Genomic DNA, 15,939 nt, shown 5'->3' with positions numbered 1-15,939 from the left:
CTCTTACACGCAGTAAAACCCCTCACCTCGAGTTAGGTGAGGGATTTTATTCTACGAGCTCTATTTCATTATAAGTTTCACTTTATTTTACAAGAAAAACTTACGAATGTCATTCCAAGTTACAACTAACATAAGTAACATTAATAATGCAAAACCAATAAAGTGAACCATTCCTTCTTTTTGGCGGTCAATTGGTTTCCCTCGTAACGCTTCAATTAAGAAGAAGAATAAACGGCCACCATCTAAAGCAGGAACTGGTAATAAATTAAATAAACCAAGATTAATGCTTAGAACTGCAGCTAAACTTAGTACACGCGTAAACCCATAATCTACAACTTGATCTGTTAGATTATAAATTCCTACTGGACCTGACAACTCATTAATAGAAAATTGACCAGTTACTAATTTAACAAGAGATTCAAAAATTAGTTTCGTCCATTGGTACGTTTGTTCAAATCCTGATTTAATAGAACCCATTACTGTTTTCTCTACAGGAGAATAAACACCGATTCTACCAACTTCGTCTTTTCCTTCTTTATCGAGTGTTGGCGTTACTTTCACATTAAACTGTTCATTATCACGCTTTACTTGTAACGTAATTTCTTTATTTGGGTTTTCACGTACAATAGTAACAACATCTTTCCATGTACTTGTGTTTTTCCCATCAATAGCTTGAATTGTATCATTCTCTTTCAATCCAGCTTGCTGTGCTGCACTGTTATCCATCACTTTTCCGACCATTGGTTTGTCAATAGGAACCCCTTGTACAAATCCAAGAATCACAAAAATAACAAATGCTAAAATGAAGTTCATTGCAGGACCCGCAAAGATTGTTAAAGCGCGTTGCCCTAGTTTTTTCGAGCCAAATTGTCTATTATACGGAGCAATTTGAATTTCTTCCCCCGCAGTAATAATACGAGCCTTTTCATTCACTCGGAACGTTTGAAGCTCTTCCTCGTACTCTTCATAGCCCGAAATTGTTAAATTATGCTCCAAATCAGCTTGTTCGACTTCAATAACACGAACATTTGGATACTTTTCATATCCATCAAAAACTAATTTCACAACTTCGTCTTTTTCATTTAATACAAGGCCAACCTTTTTCCCAGGCTTTAACTCAACTGTGTCCGCATCCTCGCCAGCCATTCTTACATAGCCACCAAGGGGCAGTAATCGAATCGTATACACCGTTTCATTCTTTTCAAATGAGAATATTTTCGGACCAAAACCAATCGCAAACTCGCGGCATAAAATACCTGCTCTTTTTGCGAAATATAGATGCCCTAGCTCATGGAAAAATACGAGTGCACCGAAAATTAATATAAAGGCAATCGCTGTATTCAATTCCATAACCACCTTTGCTAAATTTGTTCCATCACAAACCGTCTTGTGGCCGCATCAATTTCCAAAATTTCCTCTAAGCTCGGTCGTGCAATGACATTGTGATGGTTCATTGCTTTTTCAATGAGGTCTTCCACTGTTAAGAAACCAATTCTCTTTTGTAAAAAGGCTTCAACAGCTACTTCATTCGCTGCGTTCATTACAGCTGGCATACTTCCACCTGCTTTTCCAGCTTCATACGCAAAACGTAAACAACGGAATCGTTCTTGGTCCATTTTCTCAAAATGCAACGTCCCTATTTCCCATAAGTTTAACTGTTTTGTGTCTGAAAGAGGCAATCTATCAGGATATGTAAGTGCGTATTGAATTGGTACTCGCATATCAGGTGAACCAAGCTGCGCCATTACACTACGATCTTCAAATTCAACCATAGAATGGATAATACTTTCTTTATGTAAAACAACATCGATTTGCTCATAAGGGATACCAAAAAGCCAATGTGCTTCAATTACTTCTAGTCCCTTATTCATCATTGTAGCAGAATCAATTGTAATTTTCGAACCCATTGACCAGTTTGGATGTCGAAGCGCATCTTCTACGGTCACATGATGCAATTCATCCCTCGTTTTATCACGGAAACTTCCACCAGAAGCCGTTATAATAAGACGAGAAATTCTTTTTTCATTTTCACCATTCAAGCATTGAAAAATAGCCGAATGTTCACTATCTACTGGAAGTAACGAAACATTATGTTTTCGTGCTGCTTCCATTACAAGATGTCCTGCAGTTACTAACGTTTCTTTATTTGCAATTCCAATTGTTTTTTTCGCCTCGATTGCACGAAGTGTTGGTAACAACCCTACGCTACCTACAACAGCATTTACTACAATCTCCGCATCTGGATGTAATGCTACTTCTAAAAGTCCTTCACTACCATATACAATTTTTGTATTACCAGAAACAGATTGTAATTTTAAAACATCTTCCTCTCTTTGCACAGAGACGATTTGCGGAGAAAATTCTTGAATTACCTTTACTGCGTAGTCAATATTTTTCCCTACAGAAAAAGCAACGAGACGGAATTGGTCTGGGTGCGAGCGTAATACATCTAAAGTTTGTGTACCAATTGATCCGCTTGCACCTAATAAACTAATGTTTTTCATGACTCCAACCCCTCGTTCATTTATTAATTGTATTGTAATAAGAAGTAGAGAATTGGTAAAACGAATAACCAACTATCTGTTCGGTCTAATATACCACCATGCCCAGGTAAAATTGTACCTGAATCTTTTACGCCATAATGACGTTTAAATGCAGATTGTACCAAATCACCAATTTGTCCAAAAATAGAAATGATAATTGTCAGCACAATTAAAATTACTACATTCGATTCGACTGGGAAGAACACATTGTAAACAAGTGCCACAATAATTCCACAAACGATGCCACCTAATGAACCTTCAATCGTTTTATTTGGACTAATTTCTGGCCACAATTTTCTCTTGCCCAATGCTTTTCCTACGAAATATGCGCCTGAATCAGTAGCCCATATAACAAATAATGCGCAAAATACATATTTAATTCCTAATATTCTCGTTTCATTTAAATATAAGAATCCCATTGCCACATATGTCGTTGCCATCAGTAAAAATGAAGCATTATCAAAAGTAAATGTATTCTTAGAAAGGACTGTATATGATAAAAGTAATAAAACAATCACAAATGTGATTTCCAATTTACCTAATCCAATCCATGTAAACAGTTCTGATGCACTACTTGGAATTAAAAGAATCCACAATAATACTGCAGCTAAAACTGTCGGTACTGAAATAAGCGTAAGCTTATTCATACGAATTAATTCATATAAACCTATAGAAGCAAGTGCATACACTAAAACCGTAAAAGGCACGCCACCGTATATTACGATGGGAATGAATAGCGCGGCAGCAACCACTCCAGTAATAATTCTCTGTTTCACTACCAAACCCTCTCTTTCTACACGCCTCCGAATCTGCGCCCTCTATGTTGAAAGTCAGTAATCGCATTTAGCAAATGTTCTTCTTTGAAGTCTGGCCAATACACGTCTGTAAACCAAAACTCCGAATATGCAATTTGCCACAACATGAAATTACTAATACGTAGCTCTCCGCTTGTTCGGATTAACAACTCTGGATCAGGTAAAGAACTCGTCATTAAGTAGGAGGAAAGCATTTCTTCACTTACCTCTTCAGAACGAATTTTTCCTTCCTCATTATCTTTCATCATATGTTGCACAGCAGAAACGATTTCATCTCGACTCCCATAGTTTAACGCGAAATTAAGAATTAATCCCGTATTCTCTTTCGTATCTTCCATGGCTTTCTCCATCGCTCTGCGTGTATGCGTAGGAAGACGATCTTTTTGCCCTATTACTCGGACTTGTACGTTTTCTTCAATCAATTCTGGTAAAAATGTACCTAGAAATTCTTCTGGAAGCTTCATTAAATAATCAACTTCCTTTTTCGGTCTTTTCCAGTTCTCAGTTGAAAAAGCATAGAGAGTTAACACTTTCACATTAAGTTTACTTGCAAATTTTGTAATTTTCTTTACAACTTGCATACCTTCATGATGTCCCGCAATACGAGGCATTGCTCTCCTCTTTGCCCATCTTCCATTCCCATCCATAATGATGGCAATATGTTCTGGGATATATCCTTTTTTCACTTCTTCAACGAGATGATCAAACGATGTGTCCTTTTTACCTTTAAAAAAAGGAAAGTTTTTAAACATCATTCATACCCTCCAGCAAGCAGACGTATGCCTAAAAGTGTAAAAAGACCCCCTTAAGAAGAGGGTCATATTTGCGAAGTTATCGCTATTACACTTCCATGATTTCTTTTTCTTTGTTTTTTGCGATTTCGTCAACTTTTGCAATATATTTATCTGTTTCTTTTTGGATATCTTCAGTATATCCTCTTAAATCATCTTCTGTAATCTCGCCAGCTTTTTCAAGCTTCTTAAGATCATCATTTCCGTCACGACGTACGTTACGAACAGCAACTTTTGCTTCTTCAGCATATTTTTTCACAACTTTTACAAGATCACGACGACGCTCTTCTGTTAATGCAGGGAATGCAATACGAATTACAGTTCCATCATTAGAAGGGTTTAAGCCTAAATCTGCTTTTAAAATTGCTTTTTCAATATCACCGATAGAAGTTTTATCATAAGGTTGAATTACTAGTAAACGCGCTTCTGGAACTGTAATGTTCGCTAATTGCACAACTGGTGTTGGTGCACCATAGTAATCAACTTGTACCTTATCTAATACAGACGCGTTTGCACGGCCAGCACGAACTGTTGCTAATTCACGAGAATAAGCAGCAACTGCTTTTTCCATTTTTTCATTTGAAGACTTCAATACTTGTTGTCCCATATTTATTTCCCCCTTACCACTGTTCCGATATTTTCGCCTAAAACGGCACGTTTAATATTACCTTTTTCCATAACTGAGAATACAATTAATGGAATATCATTATCCATACATAGAGAAGAAGCTGTAGAATCCATTACACCTAAACCTTCTTTTAATACGTCTAAGTAAGTAAGCGTTTCGTATTTCGTAGCTGTTGGATCAATAGATGGATCCGCATTATATACACCATCCACATTGTTTTTCGCCATTAAAATTACATCTGCTTCAATTTCTGCCGCACGTAATGCTGCTGTTGTATCTGTAGAGAAGTATGGGTTACCTGTACCTGCTGCAAAGATAACAACACGTTTTTTCTCTAAGTGACGAACTGCTTTACGACGAATGTAAGGTTCTGCAACTTGACGCATCTCAATTGAAGTTTGTACACGAGTTTGAATTCCGATATTCTCCAAGCTATCTTGAAGAGCTAATGAATTCATAACTGTCGCTAACATGCCCATGTAATCTGCCCCTGCACGATCCATGCCCATTTCACTTCCAATTTTCCCACGCCAAATGTTACCGCCACCAACAACAACAGCAACCTCTACATCAAGTTCTGCAATTTCTTTTACTTGTTCCGCAACTGACTTAATAACAGTTGGGTTAATTCCAAATCCTTGCTCTCCAGCTAAAGCTTCTCCACTTAGCTTTAAAACGACACGATTATATTTCGGTTTACTCATAATGAACCTCCAATTGCTTACATCTTTATTTTAAAAAAGGGAACACAATGTGTTCCCTAATCTGTATTAGTTACTACCTTTTACTTGGTTCATTACTTCTTCAGCAAAGTTGTCTTCGCGTTTTTCGATACCTTCACCAACAGCGTAGCGAACGAATCCTTTTAATGTTCCGCCTTTAGACTCAACGAACTGACGAACTTTCATATCAGGGTTTTTAACGAATGCTTGGTCAAGTAAGCAAATCTCTTCGAAGAATTTGCCTAAACGGCCTTCAACCATTTTCGCAACGATTTTCTCAGGCTTGCCTTCGTTTAATGCTTGTTGTGTTAATACTTGACGCTCATGCTCAACTTCTTCAGCTGTTACAGCATCGCGGTCGATGTATTTAGGGTTAACCGCAGCGATGTGCATTGCAACATCTTTAGCAGCAGCTTCATCAGTAGAACCTTCAAGAACTGTTAATACACCAATACGTCCACCCATGTGTAGGTAAGCGCCGAATGCATCTGCATCAGTTTTTGATACGATTTCGAAACGACGTAGTGTAAGTTTTTCACCAATTTTAGCGATTGCTTCGTTGATGTGCTCTTCAACTTTTTTACCGTTTTCCATTGTTTGAGCCATAGCTTCTTCAACGTTAGCTGGTTTGTTAGTTAATAAGTGAGCAGCTAATTCTTTAATTAGTGTTTGGAAACCTTCGTTTTTCGCAACGAAATCAGTTTCAGAGTTTAATTCTAAGATTAAAGCGTCATTACCGTTTGTTTCGATGAAAGTTAAACCTTCAGCAGCAATGCGGTCTGCTTTTTTAGCAGCTTTCGCAATACCTTTTTCACGTAAGAAGTCAATTGCCTTCTCCATGTCGCCGTTAGTTTCTGTTAAAGCTTTTTTGCAGTCCATCATACCTGCGCCAGTTTTTTCACGTAATTCTTTTACCATTTGAGCAGTGATTGCCATACTTTTCATCCTCCTAAAATATGTATTTATACCTTTTATAAAGGTGTTTATACCTTAAAAAAGGTGATAAAAGGCCGAACCCCTTATCACCTTTCCAACTTTGTTACGCAGTAACAGTTTCTTCACCTTGTTTTGCTTCAAGGATCGCGTCTGCCATTTTAGATGTAAGAAGTTTTACAGCACGAATTGCATCATCGTTTGCTGGGATAACGTGATCGATTTCGTCTGGATCACAGTTTGTATCAACGATACCGATGATTGGAATGTGTAATTTGCGTGCTTCAGCAACTGCAATACGCTCTTTACGAGGGTCTACTACGAATAATGCACTTGGAAGACCTTTCATATCTTTAATACCGCCTAAGAATTTCTCAAGACGCTCTAACTCTTTTTTAAGTTGAACAACTTCTTTCTTAGGAAGTACTTCGAAAGTACCATCTTCTTGCATTCTTTCGATGTCTTTAAGACGCTTGATACGCTTTTGGATTGTTTGGAAGTTTGTTAAAGTTCCGCCTAACCAACGTTGGTTAACGAAGTACATACCAGCACGAGTTGCTTCTTCTTTAATAGCTTCTTGTGCTTGTTTTTTAGTACCTACGAATAAGATGTCTCCGCCTTCAGCAGCGATGTCGCGCATCGTTCTGTAAGCTTCCTCAACTTTTTTCACAGTTTTTTGTAAGTCGATGATGTAGATACCGTTACGCTCTGTGAAAATGTAACGCTTCATTTTTGGGTTCCAACGACGAGTTTGATGTCCGAAATGAACACCAGCTTCAAGCAATTGCTTCATAGAAATTACTGACATAATATAGTTCCTCCTAAATGGTTTTTGATATCCTCCGTTTACTTCATCTCTAAGCGAAACTACAAACGTAGCACCAACACTTAAATCAGTAAACGTGTGTACTTTGTACTGACACCACTGCTTACTATATCATACTGAAATATTTCAATCAAGTCGAAAATGCGAACAATGTAAAACTTTCTTTGTTCATACTCGAATTCTAGTATTACCAACCTTCATTTCTTTTAAGCAAAAAAGTAAATACAATTAATAGTTTTCCCAGAAAACACGCTTATGACACTTTTCACAAGCACCATCTATACATTGCACAAAAAAACTCTCCTCAATCGAGGAGAGTTTTTTATAAATTAGTTTGTTTTTAATTTAGCAAGTTCCTGTAGAAACTTGTCGTTTAGCACTTTAATGTATGTTCCTTTCATACCTAAAGAACGAGACTCAATAACACCAGCACTTTCTAATTTACGTAGTGCATTTACGATTACAGAACGAGTAATTCCTACGCGATCAGCAATTTTACTTGCAACAAGTAAACCTTCTGTTCCATTTAATTCTTCGAAGATGTGCTCAATTGCTTCTAACTCACTGTAAGATAATGAGCTGATCGCCATTTGAACAACAGCTTTACTACGTGCTTCCTCTTCAATTTCTTCTGCTTTTTCACGCAAGATTTCCATACCTACAACAGTTGAGCTGTACTCAGCAAGGATTAAATCATCATCTAAGAACTCTTGACCAAGACGAGCTAATACTAATGTACCTAGACGCTCACCGCCACCAACGATTGGTACGATTGTAGTTAAACCTTGACCAAATAATTCTCTGTTTTCTACTGGGAATGCTGTGTAAGCACTGTTCACATCTAAGTTTGAAGATGTTTCTGTAATGTTGAATAAGCTTTGTGTATATTCTTCTGGGAATTGACGTTCTGCAAGCATTTGCTTCATGCGTTCGTTTTCGATTTGTTGGTGAATTGCATAACCTAGTAATTTACCACGACGGCTAACTACGAATACGTTTGCTTCGATTACTTCACACATTGTGTCAGACATTTCTCTAAAGTTTACAGGCTTCCCTGCTGCGCTCTGTAATAACGCATTTAATTTTCTCGTTTTTGCTAATAATTCCATTTCAAAAGTTCCTCCTACATGTTACTCACATATTTTTTCATCACTTGGAAACTAGGGCGAGTCACCTGATGACACTATTACAAAATAAACTGGCTCACATCTTTATTTTTAGCAATTGTTGCTAATTTCTCCTCAACGTATTGAGGTGTTATCGTTATTTTCTCTAACGTAATTTCAGATGCTTCAAACGATAAATCTTCAAGGAGCTTCTCCATAATCGTATGAAGTCTTCTTGCTCCAATATTATCTGTATCCTGATTAACTTGATAAGCAATCTCAGCAATCTTACGAATAGCTTCGTCTGAAAATTCAATTTCTATACCTTCAGTCGCTAATAATGCCATATATTGTTTAATTAACGCATTGTCAGGCTCGATTAATATTTTAACAAAATCGTCTGTCGATAATTTTGTTAATTCTACTCGAATCGGAAATCTCCCTTGCAATTCCGGAATTAAATCCGACGGTTTAGACATATGGAACGCTCCAGCTGCAACGAATAAAATATAATCCGTTTTTACTGATCCGTATTTTGTCGCAACATTCGATCCTTCTACAATTGGCAAAATGTCACGTTGCACACCTTCACGTGATACATCTACGCTATTCGACTGCTTACCAGCAATTTTGTCAATTTCATCAATAAAAATAATCCCGAGCTGTTCAGCACGATAAACAGCCTCTTGTGTAACTTCATCCATATCAATTAAGCGCTGTGCCTCTTCATTTGTCAAGAGTTTTCTTGCTTCTTTTACAGAAAGTTTACGTTTTTTCGTTTTTTTCGGCATAAAACTTCCTAGCGCATCTTGGAAATTCATTCCCATTTGTTCCATGCCAGTTCCTTGTAACATATCAAACATGGAAGACTGTTGTTCAGTCACTTCAATCGATACAATTTCTTCTTCAAGAAGCCCTGCAGCAAGCTTTCTCTCCACATCTTGACGTTTCTTTTCGATTTCAACATCTTCTTGTGTATCAGACGTTTGATTCGAATTTTGAGCGCCTCCAAAAAGCATCTCTAATGGATTTTTAAATCCAGATTGCTTCTCCGGACTCGGCACTAAAATTTCAACAAGACGTTGATTCGCTTGCTCTTCTGCTTTATCTTGAACTTTCACTACCATTTCTTCTTTTACAATACGAACCGATGTTTCCACCAGGTCACGTACCATCGACTCTACATCTCTACCCACATATCCAACTTCTGTGAATTTTGTAGCCTCAACCTTAATAAAAGGTGCTCCAACGAGTTTCGCCATTCGTCGTGCTACCTCTGTTTTCCCAACACCTGTCGGTCCAATCATTAAGATGTTTTTAGGTGCAATTTCGTCACGTAAATTTTCAGCTAATTTACTGCGACGATATCGATTTCTCAACGCTACAGCAACCGCTTTCTTTGCGTCTTTTTGACCGATGATGTATTGATCTAATTTTTCCACAATTTGGCGCGGAGTAAAATGTAAATGCATATAAAATGCCTCCCTTACGATTCTACAATTCTTCAACAATTATGTTGTGATTCGTATAAACACAAATATCGCCAGCAATCTCTAAACTCGCTTTCGCAATTTGCTTCGCTGTTAAGTGTTCACTTGCATATTGCTTTAAAGCACGACCTGCAGAAAGTGCATAATTCCCACCAGATCCAATTGCTAAAATACCATCATCCGGTTCAATCACTTCTCCTGTACCTGAAACAAGGAGCATAGTTGTTTTATCCATGACAATGAGCATCGCTTCTAGCTGACGTAACATTTTATCGCCACGCCATTGTTTTGCCATTTCAACAGCAGCACGTTGCAAGTTGCCATTATACTCTTCTAATTTCCCTTCAAACATTTCAAAAAGAGTAAATGCGTCAGCAACTGATCCTGCGAAACCAGCTAAAACTTTACCTTGGAAAAGCTTACGAACTTTACGAGCTGTATGTTTCATTACAACAGCATTTCCCATCGTCACTTGGCCATCTCCAGCCATTGCACATTCTCCATTATGATGAACTGCAAATATCGTTGTAGCGTGGAAATTTCCCATAGAAAAAACTCCTTTATTTGTTTTTATAGCTTTTAAAGCAATTTATGCCCGCGGGTGATGCTTCATGTAAACAGAACGCAATCTTTCTTTAGAGACATGCGTATAAATTTGTGTCGTCGACAAATTCTCATGGCCTAATAGCTCCTGTACAGTACGTAAATCTGCCCCTTCATCTAGCATATGTGTAGCAAATGTATGCCTTAACATATGGGGACTTATCCGCATTGTCAGTGAAGCCTTTTTAATGATTTCATTTAAAACATAACGAACTCCACGACTTGTTAGCGGTGTACCTTTCGCATTTAAAAATACCCTATGAGAGTCTTCGTCAGTCTTATTAACTAACTGTTTTCTCCCATTCTCTATATAAGTAATTAAAGAATCTTGCGCATAGCTTCCAAATGGAATATACCTTTGTTTTTTTCCTTTTCCCATTACTAAAATTGTTCCCACCGCAAAGTCAATATCGGTAAGTTGTAAATTGACACATTCACTCACACGGATCCCAGTCGCATACATCAACTCTAATAAAGCTTGATTCCTTTGACCTAATGGCGTTTCCGTGTCAGAAACTTCGAATAATTCCTCTAACTCTTCAGCATATAAAAACTTTGGGATTGACAATTCTTTTTTGGGGAGTGACGCAAGTGCAAACGGATTATCCTTTCGATAACCTTCACGCATCAAAAAACGATATAAACTTCGTAAGCTTGATACTTTTCTTGCGACAGATTTACGGGCTAACTTTTCATCGTGCAACGTCGTTAAGTACAAACGAACATCCGCGTATGTAACGTCTAAAAAAGAGGATATGCCTTCTCGTTCCATAAATTGCACAAAATGTTCTAAATCATTTTGATAACTTGCAATTGTATATTTTGAATAATTTCTTTCAATTTGTAAATATCCAACGAATAATTGTAACAATTTCTTCACATTCACACAACTCACCTCAATAAAGGCTACTAAATCGTATCACAACTTAGTAGCCTTTGCAAGAAATTTAACTAAATATTTACAAAATTTCGAATCGTTTCTAAAGCGCGTGCTGCGTACGCTTCATTTCGTTCTGCTTTCTTTTTAATCTTCTTCTCTAACGGTGCAAATAGACCGAAGTTCGCATTCATCGGTTGGAAGTTTTTAGCGTTCGTTGCCGTAATGTAATTTGCCATGCTACCCATTGCAGTTACTGGTGGTAATACAACTGGTTCTTCACCTTGCACAAGACGCGCAGCATTAATCCCTGCTAATAATCCTGATGCTGCTGATTCAACATATCCCTCTACTCCAGTCATTTGACCAGCGAAGAATAAATCATCACGTTGTTTATATTGATATGTTGGACGAAGCAAATTGGGTGAATTAATAAACGTATTACGATGCATTACACCATAACGTACAATCTCTGCATTTTCCAATCCCGGAATTAACTGTAGCACTTCTTTTTGTGGTCCCCACTTTAAATGTGTTTGGAAACCTACGATATTGTATAAAGTTCCCGCTGCATCATCTTGACGTAACTGAACAACAGCATATGGCGTTTTCCCTGTTTTTGGATCTTCCAATCCAACAGGTTTCATAGGTCCAAATACTAACGTCTGTCTCCCTCTACTTGCCATAACTTCTACTGGCATACAACCTTCAAAGAAAATTTCTTTTTCAAACTCCTTTAAAGGCACTGTCTCAGCAGCAATCAGAGCCTCATAAAAACGATCAAACTCTTCTTCTGTCATTGGGCAATTTAAATATGCAGCTTCCCCTTTGTCATAGCGCGATTTTAAATATACTTTATTCATGTCAATGCTGTCTTTTTCTACGATTGGGGCTGCAGCATCATAGAAGTAGAAATAATCTTCTCCTGTTAATTCTTTCAATTTTGCAGAAAGATCAGGAGATGTTAATGGACCTGTAGCAATAATTGTCGGTCCCTCTGGAATATCTGTAATTTCTTCATTCATTACAGTTACATTTGGATGGTTCTTTACGTATTCCGTTACTTTAGCTGCGAACTCATGACGGTCTACAGCTAAAGCACCTCCAGCTGGTACAGAGCACTCATCCGCCGCACGAATAATTACAGAATCCATTAAGCGCATTTCCTCTTTAATAACTCCAACTGCATTTGTTAAAGTGTTTGCACGAAGTGAGTTACTACATACTAATTCAGCGAATTTATCTGTGTGATGAGCTGGCGTTTGCCTTACCGGTCTCATTTCATATAATCTAACTTGGACACCACGTTTTGCAATTTGGTAAGCTGCTTCACTTCCTGCAAGACCTGCGCCAATGACGTTTACTACTTGTGTTGTCATTTATATCACCTTTCCTTTTCTTCCCGAAAAAAATGTGAGCAGTTACGCTCACATTTGTTGTTCTTCTTCATAATCGCACGAAATACATTGTACTTGCACGCCTTTTTTCAACTTTTTCTCTACAAGCATGCCTTCGCACTTCGGACACTTACGACCAATTGGCTTATCCCAAGATACAAAGTCGCATTCCGGATACGTACCGCACCCATAGAAAAGACGTTTCTTTTTATTACTACGGCGTTCAATAATTTGACCCTTATCACACTTTGGACAAGTAACACCGATTTCTTTCACAATCGGCTTTGTATTACGACAATCTGGGAAATTCGAGCAAGCCATAAATTTCCCGTATTTACCCATTTTAAAGACCATTGGGTGATTACATAATTCACAATCTTCCCCAGCTGGTTCATCTTTAATTTCCACTTCACGCATTTCTTTTTCCGCTTTTTCTAAACGCGGTTCAAAACCTACGTAGAAATCATCAACAATTTTTACCCAATTCGCATTTCCTTCTTCTACTTCATCAAGGCTTTGCTCCATATTGGCAGTAAATTCAATGTTAATAATTTCTGGGAAAAACTCTAAAATAAGTTCAATTACTATTTCACCAAGTTCAGTCGGAACGAAGCGTTTATTATCTAAGCCTACATACCCACGCTTTTGAATCGTTTCAAGTGTAGGTACATATGTCGACGGTCTTCCAATTCCAAGTTCTTCAAGTGTTCTTACTAGACGAGCCTCTGTATAGCGCGGAGGAGGTTGTGTAAAATGTTGCTTTGGTTCTAAATCCTTTGAAAATACAGTTTCCCCTACTTCTAAAGGCGGCAACATCTTATCCTTTTCTTCAGCACCATCATCTTTTGACTCTACATACACTTTCATAAATCCTGGGAACTTTACAACCGATCCACTTGCACGGAACTGAACATTGTTATTAATGAGTCTCGCTGTCACAGTATCCATTATAGCAGACGCCATTTGACTTGCAACAAATCGCTCCCAAATCAATTTATATAATCGAAGTTGATCACGACCTAAGAAACTTTTTAGTTCCTCTGGCTTTCTCATTACCGAAGTAGGACGAATTGCCTCATGCGCATCTTGTGCATTTGACTTTTTCGTTTCTTTCTTCTTTTCTGTTCCTATGTATTCCGTACCATACGCTTCAGTGATATAAGTACGAGCCTCTGTTTGAGCTGTTTCTGAGATACGTGTTGAATCAGTTCTCATATACGTAATAAGACCTACAGTTCCTTGTTTTCCAAGATCTATCCCTTCATACAATTGCTGTGCAAGCATCATCGTTTTCTTTGCTCGCATGTTTAACTTACGTGCTGCTTCTTGTTGCAAGGAAGATGTTGTAAACGGTAATGCAGGATTACGTTTTCGCTCTTTGCGCGTTACATTTTCAACTGAAAACGCATTGTCTTTCATCTGTTCAATTATTTCATTCACTTGCGTTTCATTTGTTAATTGAACTTTTTCACCATCTACACCGTAAAAGCTTGCTTCAAATGTGTCTTTTCCTTTTACAAATTCTGTTTTAATTGTCCAGAATTCTTCAGGTTCAAAGTTTTGAATTTCCCTTTCACGCTCGATGATTAAACGAACTGCTACAGATTGTACACGTCCTGCACTTAATCCTTTTTTTACTTTCTTCCATAATAAAGGACTAATATTGTAACCAACAAGACGATCAAGTATACGTCTTGCTTGTTGTGCATCCACTAAATCCATATTAATTGCACGAGGATGTTTAAATGATTCTTTGATTGCATCTTTCGTAATCTCATTAAACACAACTCGACAATCTGATTCAACGTCCACATTTAACGTATTCGCTAAATGCCAAGCAATTGCTTCCCCTTCGCGGTCTGGATCGGCCGCGAGATAGACTTTCTTTGCTTTTTTGGCCGCTGATTTTAAATCTTTTAAGACGGGACCTTTACCACGAATGGTAATATACTTCGGGGTGAAGTTGTTCTTTACTTCTATCCCCATTTGACTTTTTGGCAAATCGCGAACATGTCCCATAGACGCGACAACTTTGTATTTTTTCCCTAAATATTTCTCAATGGTCTTCGCCTTAGAAGGCGACTCCACGATTACGAGGTAATCTGACATGCTAGTGCCTCCTTAAGAGGTGGATTCAAGTCTTCATTAATCTTATTGATTTCTCTTGTTTTTGTCAATCAAGAATGAATATACCATACAGTGCCAATCTACCATTTGTCAATAATTGTTTAATAAAAACATAAAAATATAAGGTTAATTTAAAATCTCTTCCAAGATATCTTCTGCATTTCTTACTAGTTTTGCTCCTTGTTGAATAAGATGATTCGTTCCCGATGCCCCCTCTATAAATATAGGTCCAGGAAGCGCAAACACCTCCCTATTTTGCTCTAACGCAAGGTCTGCAGTAATAAGTGTTCCACTTCTTGATTTCGCTTCTACAACTAAAACACCTTTACTTATGCCACTAATAATCCGGTTCCTTTTTGGAAAATACCATTTTTTCGGTGCATAGTGCGGCGGATACTCTGTCAATAACAATATATATTCCTTCCACATTTCATATAAATGTCTATTTTCTTTCGGATACATAAAAGACAATCCGTGCCCTAATACCGCAATAGTCGGGCAATGATGCCTTACTGTAATCTCATGAGACATTGTATCTATCCCTTTTGCAAACCCACTGACAATAAGCCACTCTCTTTCTAATAAAGGGTGTAAAATAAACTTCAAACTCTCATGACCATATAATGATGGTTCTCTCGTTCCAACAACCGCTAATTTATTTACTTTATTCAGGAAATTTTCCTCTCCTTTTCCATATAAAACGAAGGGGGGGTCTTGTATTTCATGTAATAATTGTGGATAATTTTCATCCCATATCGTTATATAAAAAATACGATTTTTCTCTAAATACGATATATATTGCGGAAGACTTGAACTTTGAAGAAATTTTACTAGTTCTGCAGATTTTTTCGAGGATATTCCAGTGTAGTATTCCATTTGTTTTTCGTTAAAATTATATATGTTCTCTAATTCTGGATCGACATATAGTAGCCTCTCCATCGCTTTCCAATAATCTGCTAGCAAGTAATGAAGATGTAATAATCTCTCTCTTTTCATCTTGATTCTCCTTACCCATAATTTTTATTATGTAAACAGAAAAAGTCTAAAAAGACACCCTCAAGTAAGAAGGTGTCTTTCAACA

General features: G+C 37.5%; 15 protein-coding genes. All 15 read right to left on the bottom strand.

The annotated features are described in order from the left end of the window. Window positions 1-87 precede the first annotated feature (87 nt). The 15 genes from rseP to dprA all read right to left on the bottom strand — a co-directional run bounded on the left by rseP (window position 88) and on the right by dprA (window position 15,854). Entirely contained in the window at window positions 88-1,344 is a 1,257-nt protein-coding gene (rseP, locus tag AC0OM3_RS04905) for an RIP metalloprotease RseP (protein ID WP_001090243.1), read from the bottom strand. A gap of 17 nt (window positions 1,345-1,361) precedes the next feature. Further along, the gene (gene dxr / locus AC0OM3_RS04900) at window positions 1,362-2,504 is read right to left on the bottom strand and encodes a 1-deoxy-D-xylulose-5-phosphate reductoisomerase (protein ID WP_000790373.1); all 1,143 of its coding nucleotides are present in this window, start codon (window positions 2,502-2,504) and stop codon (window positions 1,362-1,364) included. 23 nt (window positions 2,505-2,527) lie between these two features. Then, on the bottom strand, window positions 2,528-3,319 hold the full coding sequence (cdsA, locus tag AC0OM3_RS04895; protein WP_000813592.1) for a phosphatidate cytidylyltransferase: 792 nt from the start codon (window positions 3,317-3,319) through the stop codon (window positions 2,528-2,530). A gap of 17 nt (window positions 3,320-3,336) precedes the next feature. After that, entirely contained in the window at window positions 3,337-4,113 is a 777-nt protein-coding gene (gene uppS / locus AC0OM3_RS04890) for an isoprenyl transferase (RefSeq protein WP_000971296.1), read from the bottom strand. A gap of 85 nt (window positions 4,114-4,198) precedes the next feature. Continuing rightward, a complete protein-coding gene (frr, locus tag AC0OM3_RS04885) occupies window positions 4,199-4,756 on the bottom strand; it encodes a ribosome recycling factor (protein WP_000531501.1) in 558 nt (185 codons plus the stop codon). A gap of 2 nt (window positions 4,757-4,758) precedes the next feature. After that, window positions 4,759-5,481: a UMP kinase gene (gene pyrH, locus AC0OM3_RS04880; protein WP_000042668.1), complete on the bottom strand. Its 723-nt coding sequence runs from the start codon at window positions 5,479-5,481 to the stop codon at window positions 4,759-4,761. Window positions 5,482-5,547: 66 nt separating this feature from the next. Continuing rightward, window positions 5,548-6,435: a translation elongation factor Ts gene (tsf, locus tag AC0OM3_RS04875; protein ID WP_001018578.1), complete on the bottom strand. Its 888-nt coding sequence runs from the start codon at window positions 6,433-6,435 to the stop codon at window positions 5,548-5,550. A gap of 103 nt (window positions 6,436-6,538) precedes the next feature. Then, window positions 6,539-7,240: a 30S ribosomal protein S2 gene (gene rpsB, locus AC0OM3_RS04870; protein ID WP_000111485.1), complete on the bottom strand. Its 702-nt coding sequence runs from the start codon at window positions 7,238-7,240 to the stop codon at window positions 6,539-6,541. Window positions 7,241-7,587: 347 nt separating this feature from the next. Beyond that, complete coding sequence (gene codY / locus AC0OM3_RS04865; RefSeq protein WP_000421290.1) at window positions 7,588-8,367, bottom strand: GTP-sensing pleiotropic transcriptional regulator CodY; 780 nt, start codon at window positions 8,365-8,367, stop codon at window positions 7,588-7,590. A 77-nt stretch (window positions 8,368-8,444) separates the two neighbouring features. Beyond that, complete coding sequence (gene hslU, locus AC0OM3_RS04860; protein WP_000550078.1) at window positions 8,445-9,836, bottom strand: ATP-dependent protease ATPase subunit HslU; 1,392 nt, start codon at window positions 9,834-9,836, stop codon at window positions 8,445-8,447. Between the two features lie 22 nt (window positions 9,837-9,858). After that, complete coding sequence (hslV, locus tag AC0OM3_RS04855) at window positions 9,859-10,401, bottom strand: ATP-dependent protease proteolytic subunit HslV (protein WP_000526272.1); 543 nt, start codon at window positions 10,399-10,401, stop codon at window positions 9,859-9,861. Between the two features lie 42 nt (window positions 10,402-10,443). After that, on the bottom strand, window positions 10,444-11,343 hold the full coding sequence (gene xerC, locus AC0OM3_RS04850; RefSeq protein WP_474211128.1) for a tyrosine recombinase XerC: 900 nt from the start codon (window positions 11,341-11,343) through the stop codon (window positions 10,444-10,446). A 65-nt stretch (window positions 11,344-11,408) separates the two neighbouring features. Beyond that, window positions 11,409-12,713, bottom strand: coding sequence for an FADH(2)-oxidizing methylenetetrahydrofolate--tRNA-(uracil(54)-C(5))-methyltransferase TrmFO (gene trmFO / locus AC0OM3_RS04845; RefSeq protein WP_000213002.1), 1,305 nt, complete (start codon window positions 12,711-12,713; stop codon window positions 11,409-11,411). Window positions 12,714-12,761: 48 nt separating this feature from the next. Beyond that, a complete protein-coding gene (gene topA, locus AC0OM3_RS04840; RefSeq protein ID WP_001286963.1) occupies window positions 12,762-14,840 on the bottom strand; it encodes a type I DNA topoisomerase in 2,079 nt (692 codons plus the stop codon). 144 nt (window positions 14,841-14,984) lie between these two features. Further along, entirely contained in the window at window positions 14,985-15,854 is an 870-nt protein-coding gene (gene dprA / locus AC0OM3_RS04835; RefSeq protein ID WP_000818040.1) for a DNA-processing protein DprA, read from the bottom strand. Window positions 15,855-15,939 lie beyond the last annotated feature (85 nt).

Source organism: Bacillus sp. FAU20 (genome assembly GCF_056033865.1).
The sequence above is the reverse complement of the archived record's forward strand: the minus strand, read 5'-3'. Positions and strand labels throughout refer to the sequence as shown.

Coding starts and splice junctions, on each gene's coding strand:
- dxr (WP_000790373.1), bottom strand. CDS start 2,504: ATGAAAAACATTAGTTTATTAGGTGCAAGCGGATCAATTGGTACACAA.
- uppS (WP_000971296.1), bottom strand. CDS start 4,113: ATGATGTTTAAAAACTTTCCTTTTTTTAAAGGTAAAAAGGACACATCG.
- frr (WP_000531501.1), bottom strand. CDS start 4,756: ATGGGACAACAAGTATTGAAGTCTTCAAATGAAAAAATGGAAAAAGCA.
- pyrH (WP_000042668.1), bottom strand. CDS start 5,481: ATGAGTAAACCGAAATATAATCGTGTCGTTTTAAAGCTAAGTGGAGAA.
- tsf (WP_001018578.1), bottom strand. CDS start 6,435: ATGGCAATCACTGCTCAAATGGTAAAAGAATTACGTGAAAAAACTGGC.
- rpsB (WP_000111485.1), bottom strand. CDS start 7,240: ATGTCAGTAATTTCTATGAAGCAATTGCTTGAAGCTGGTGTTCATTTC.
- codY (WP_000421290.1), bottom strand. CDS start 8,367: ATGGAATTATTAGCAAAAACGAGAAAATTAAATGCGTTATTACAGAGC.
- hslU (WP_000550078.1), bottom strand. CDS start 9,836: ATGCATTTACATTTTACTCCGCGCCAAATTGTGGAAAAATTAGATCAA.
- hslV (WP_000526272.1), bottom strand. CDS start 10,401: ATGGGAAATTTCCACGCTACAACGATATTTGCAGTTCATCATAATGGA.
- trmFO (WP_000213002.1), bottom strand. CDS start 12,713: ATGACAACACAAGTAGTAAACGTCATTGGCGCAGGTCTTGCAGGAAGT.
- topA (WP_001286963.1), bottom strand. CDS start 14,840: ATGTCAGATTACCTCGTAATCGTGGAGTCGCCTTCTAAGGCGAAGACC.
- dprA (WP_000818040.1), bottom strand. CDS start 15,854: ATGAAAAGAGAGAGATTATTACATCTTCATTACTTGCTAGCAGATTAT.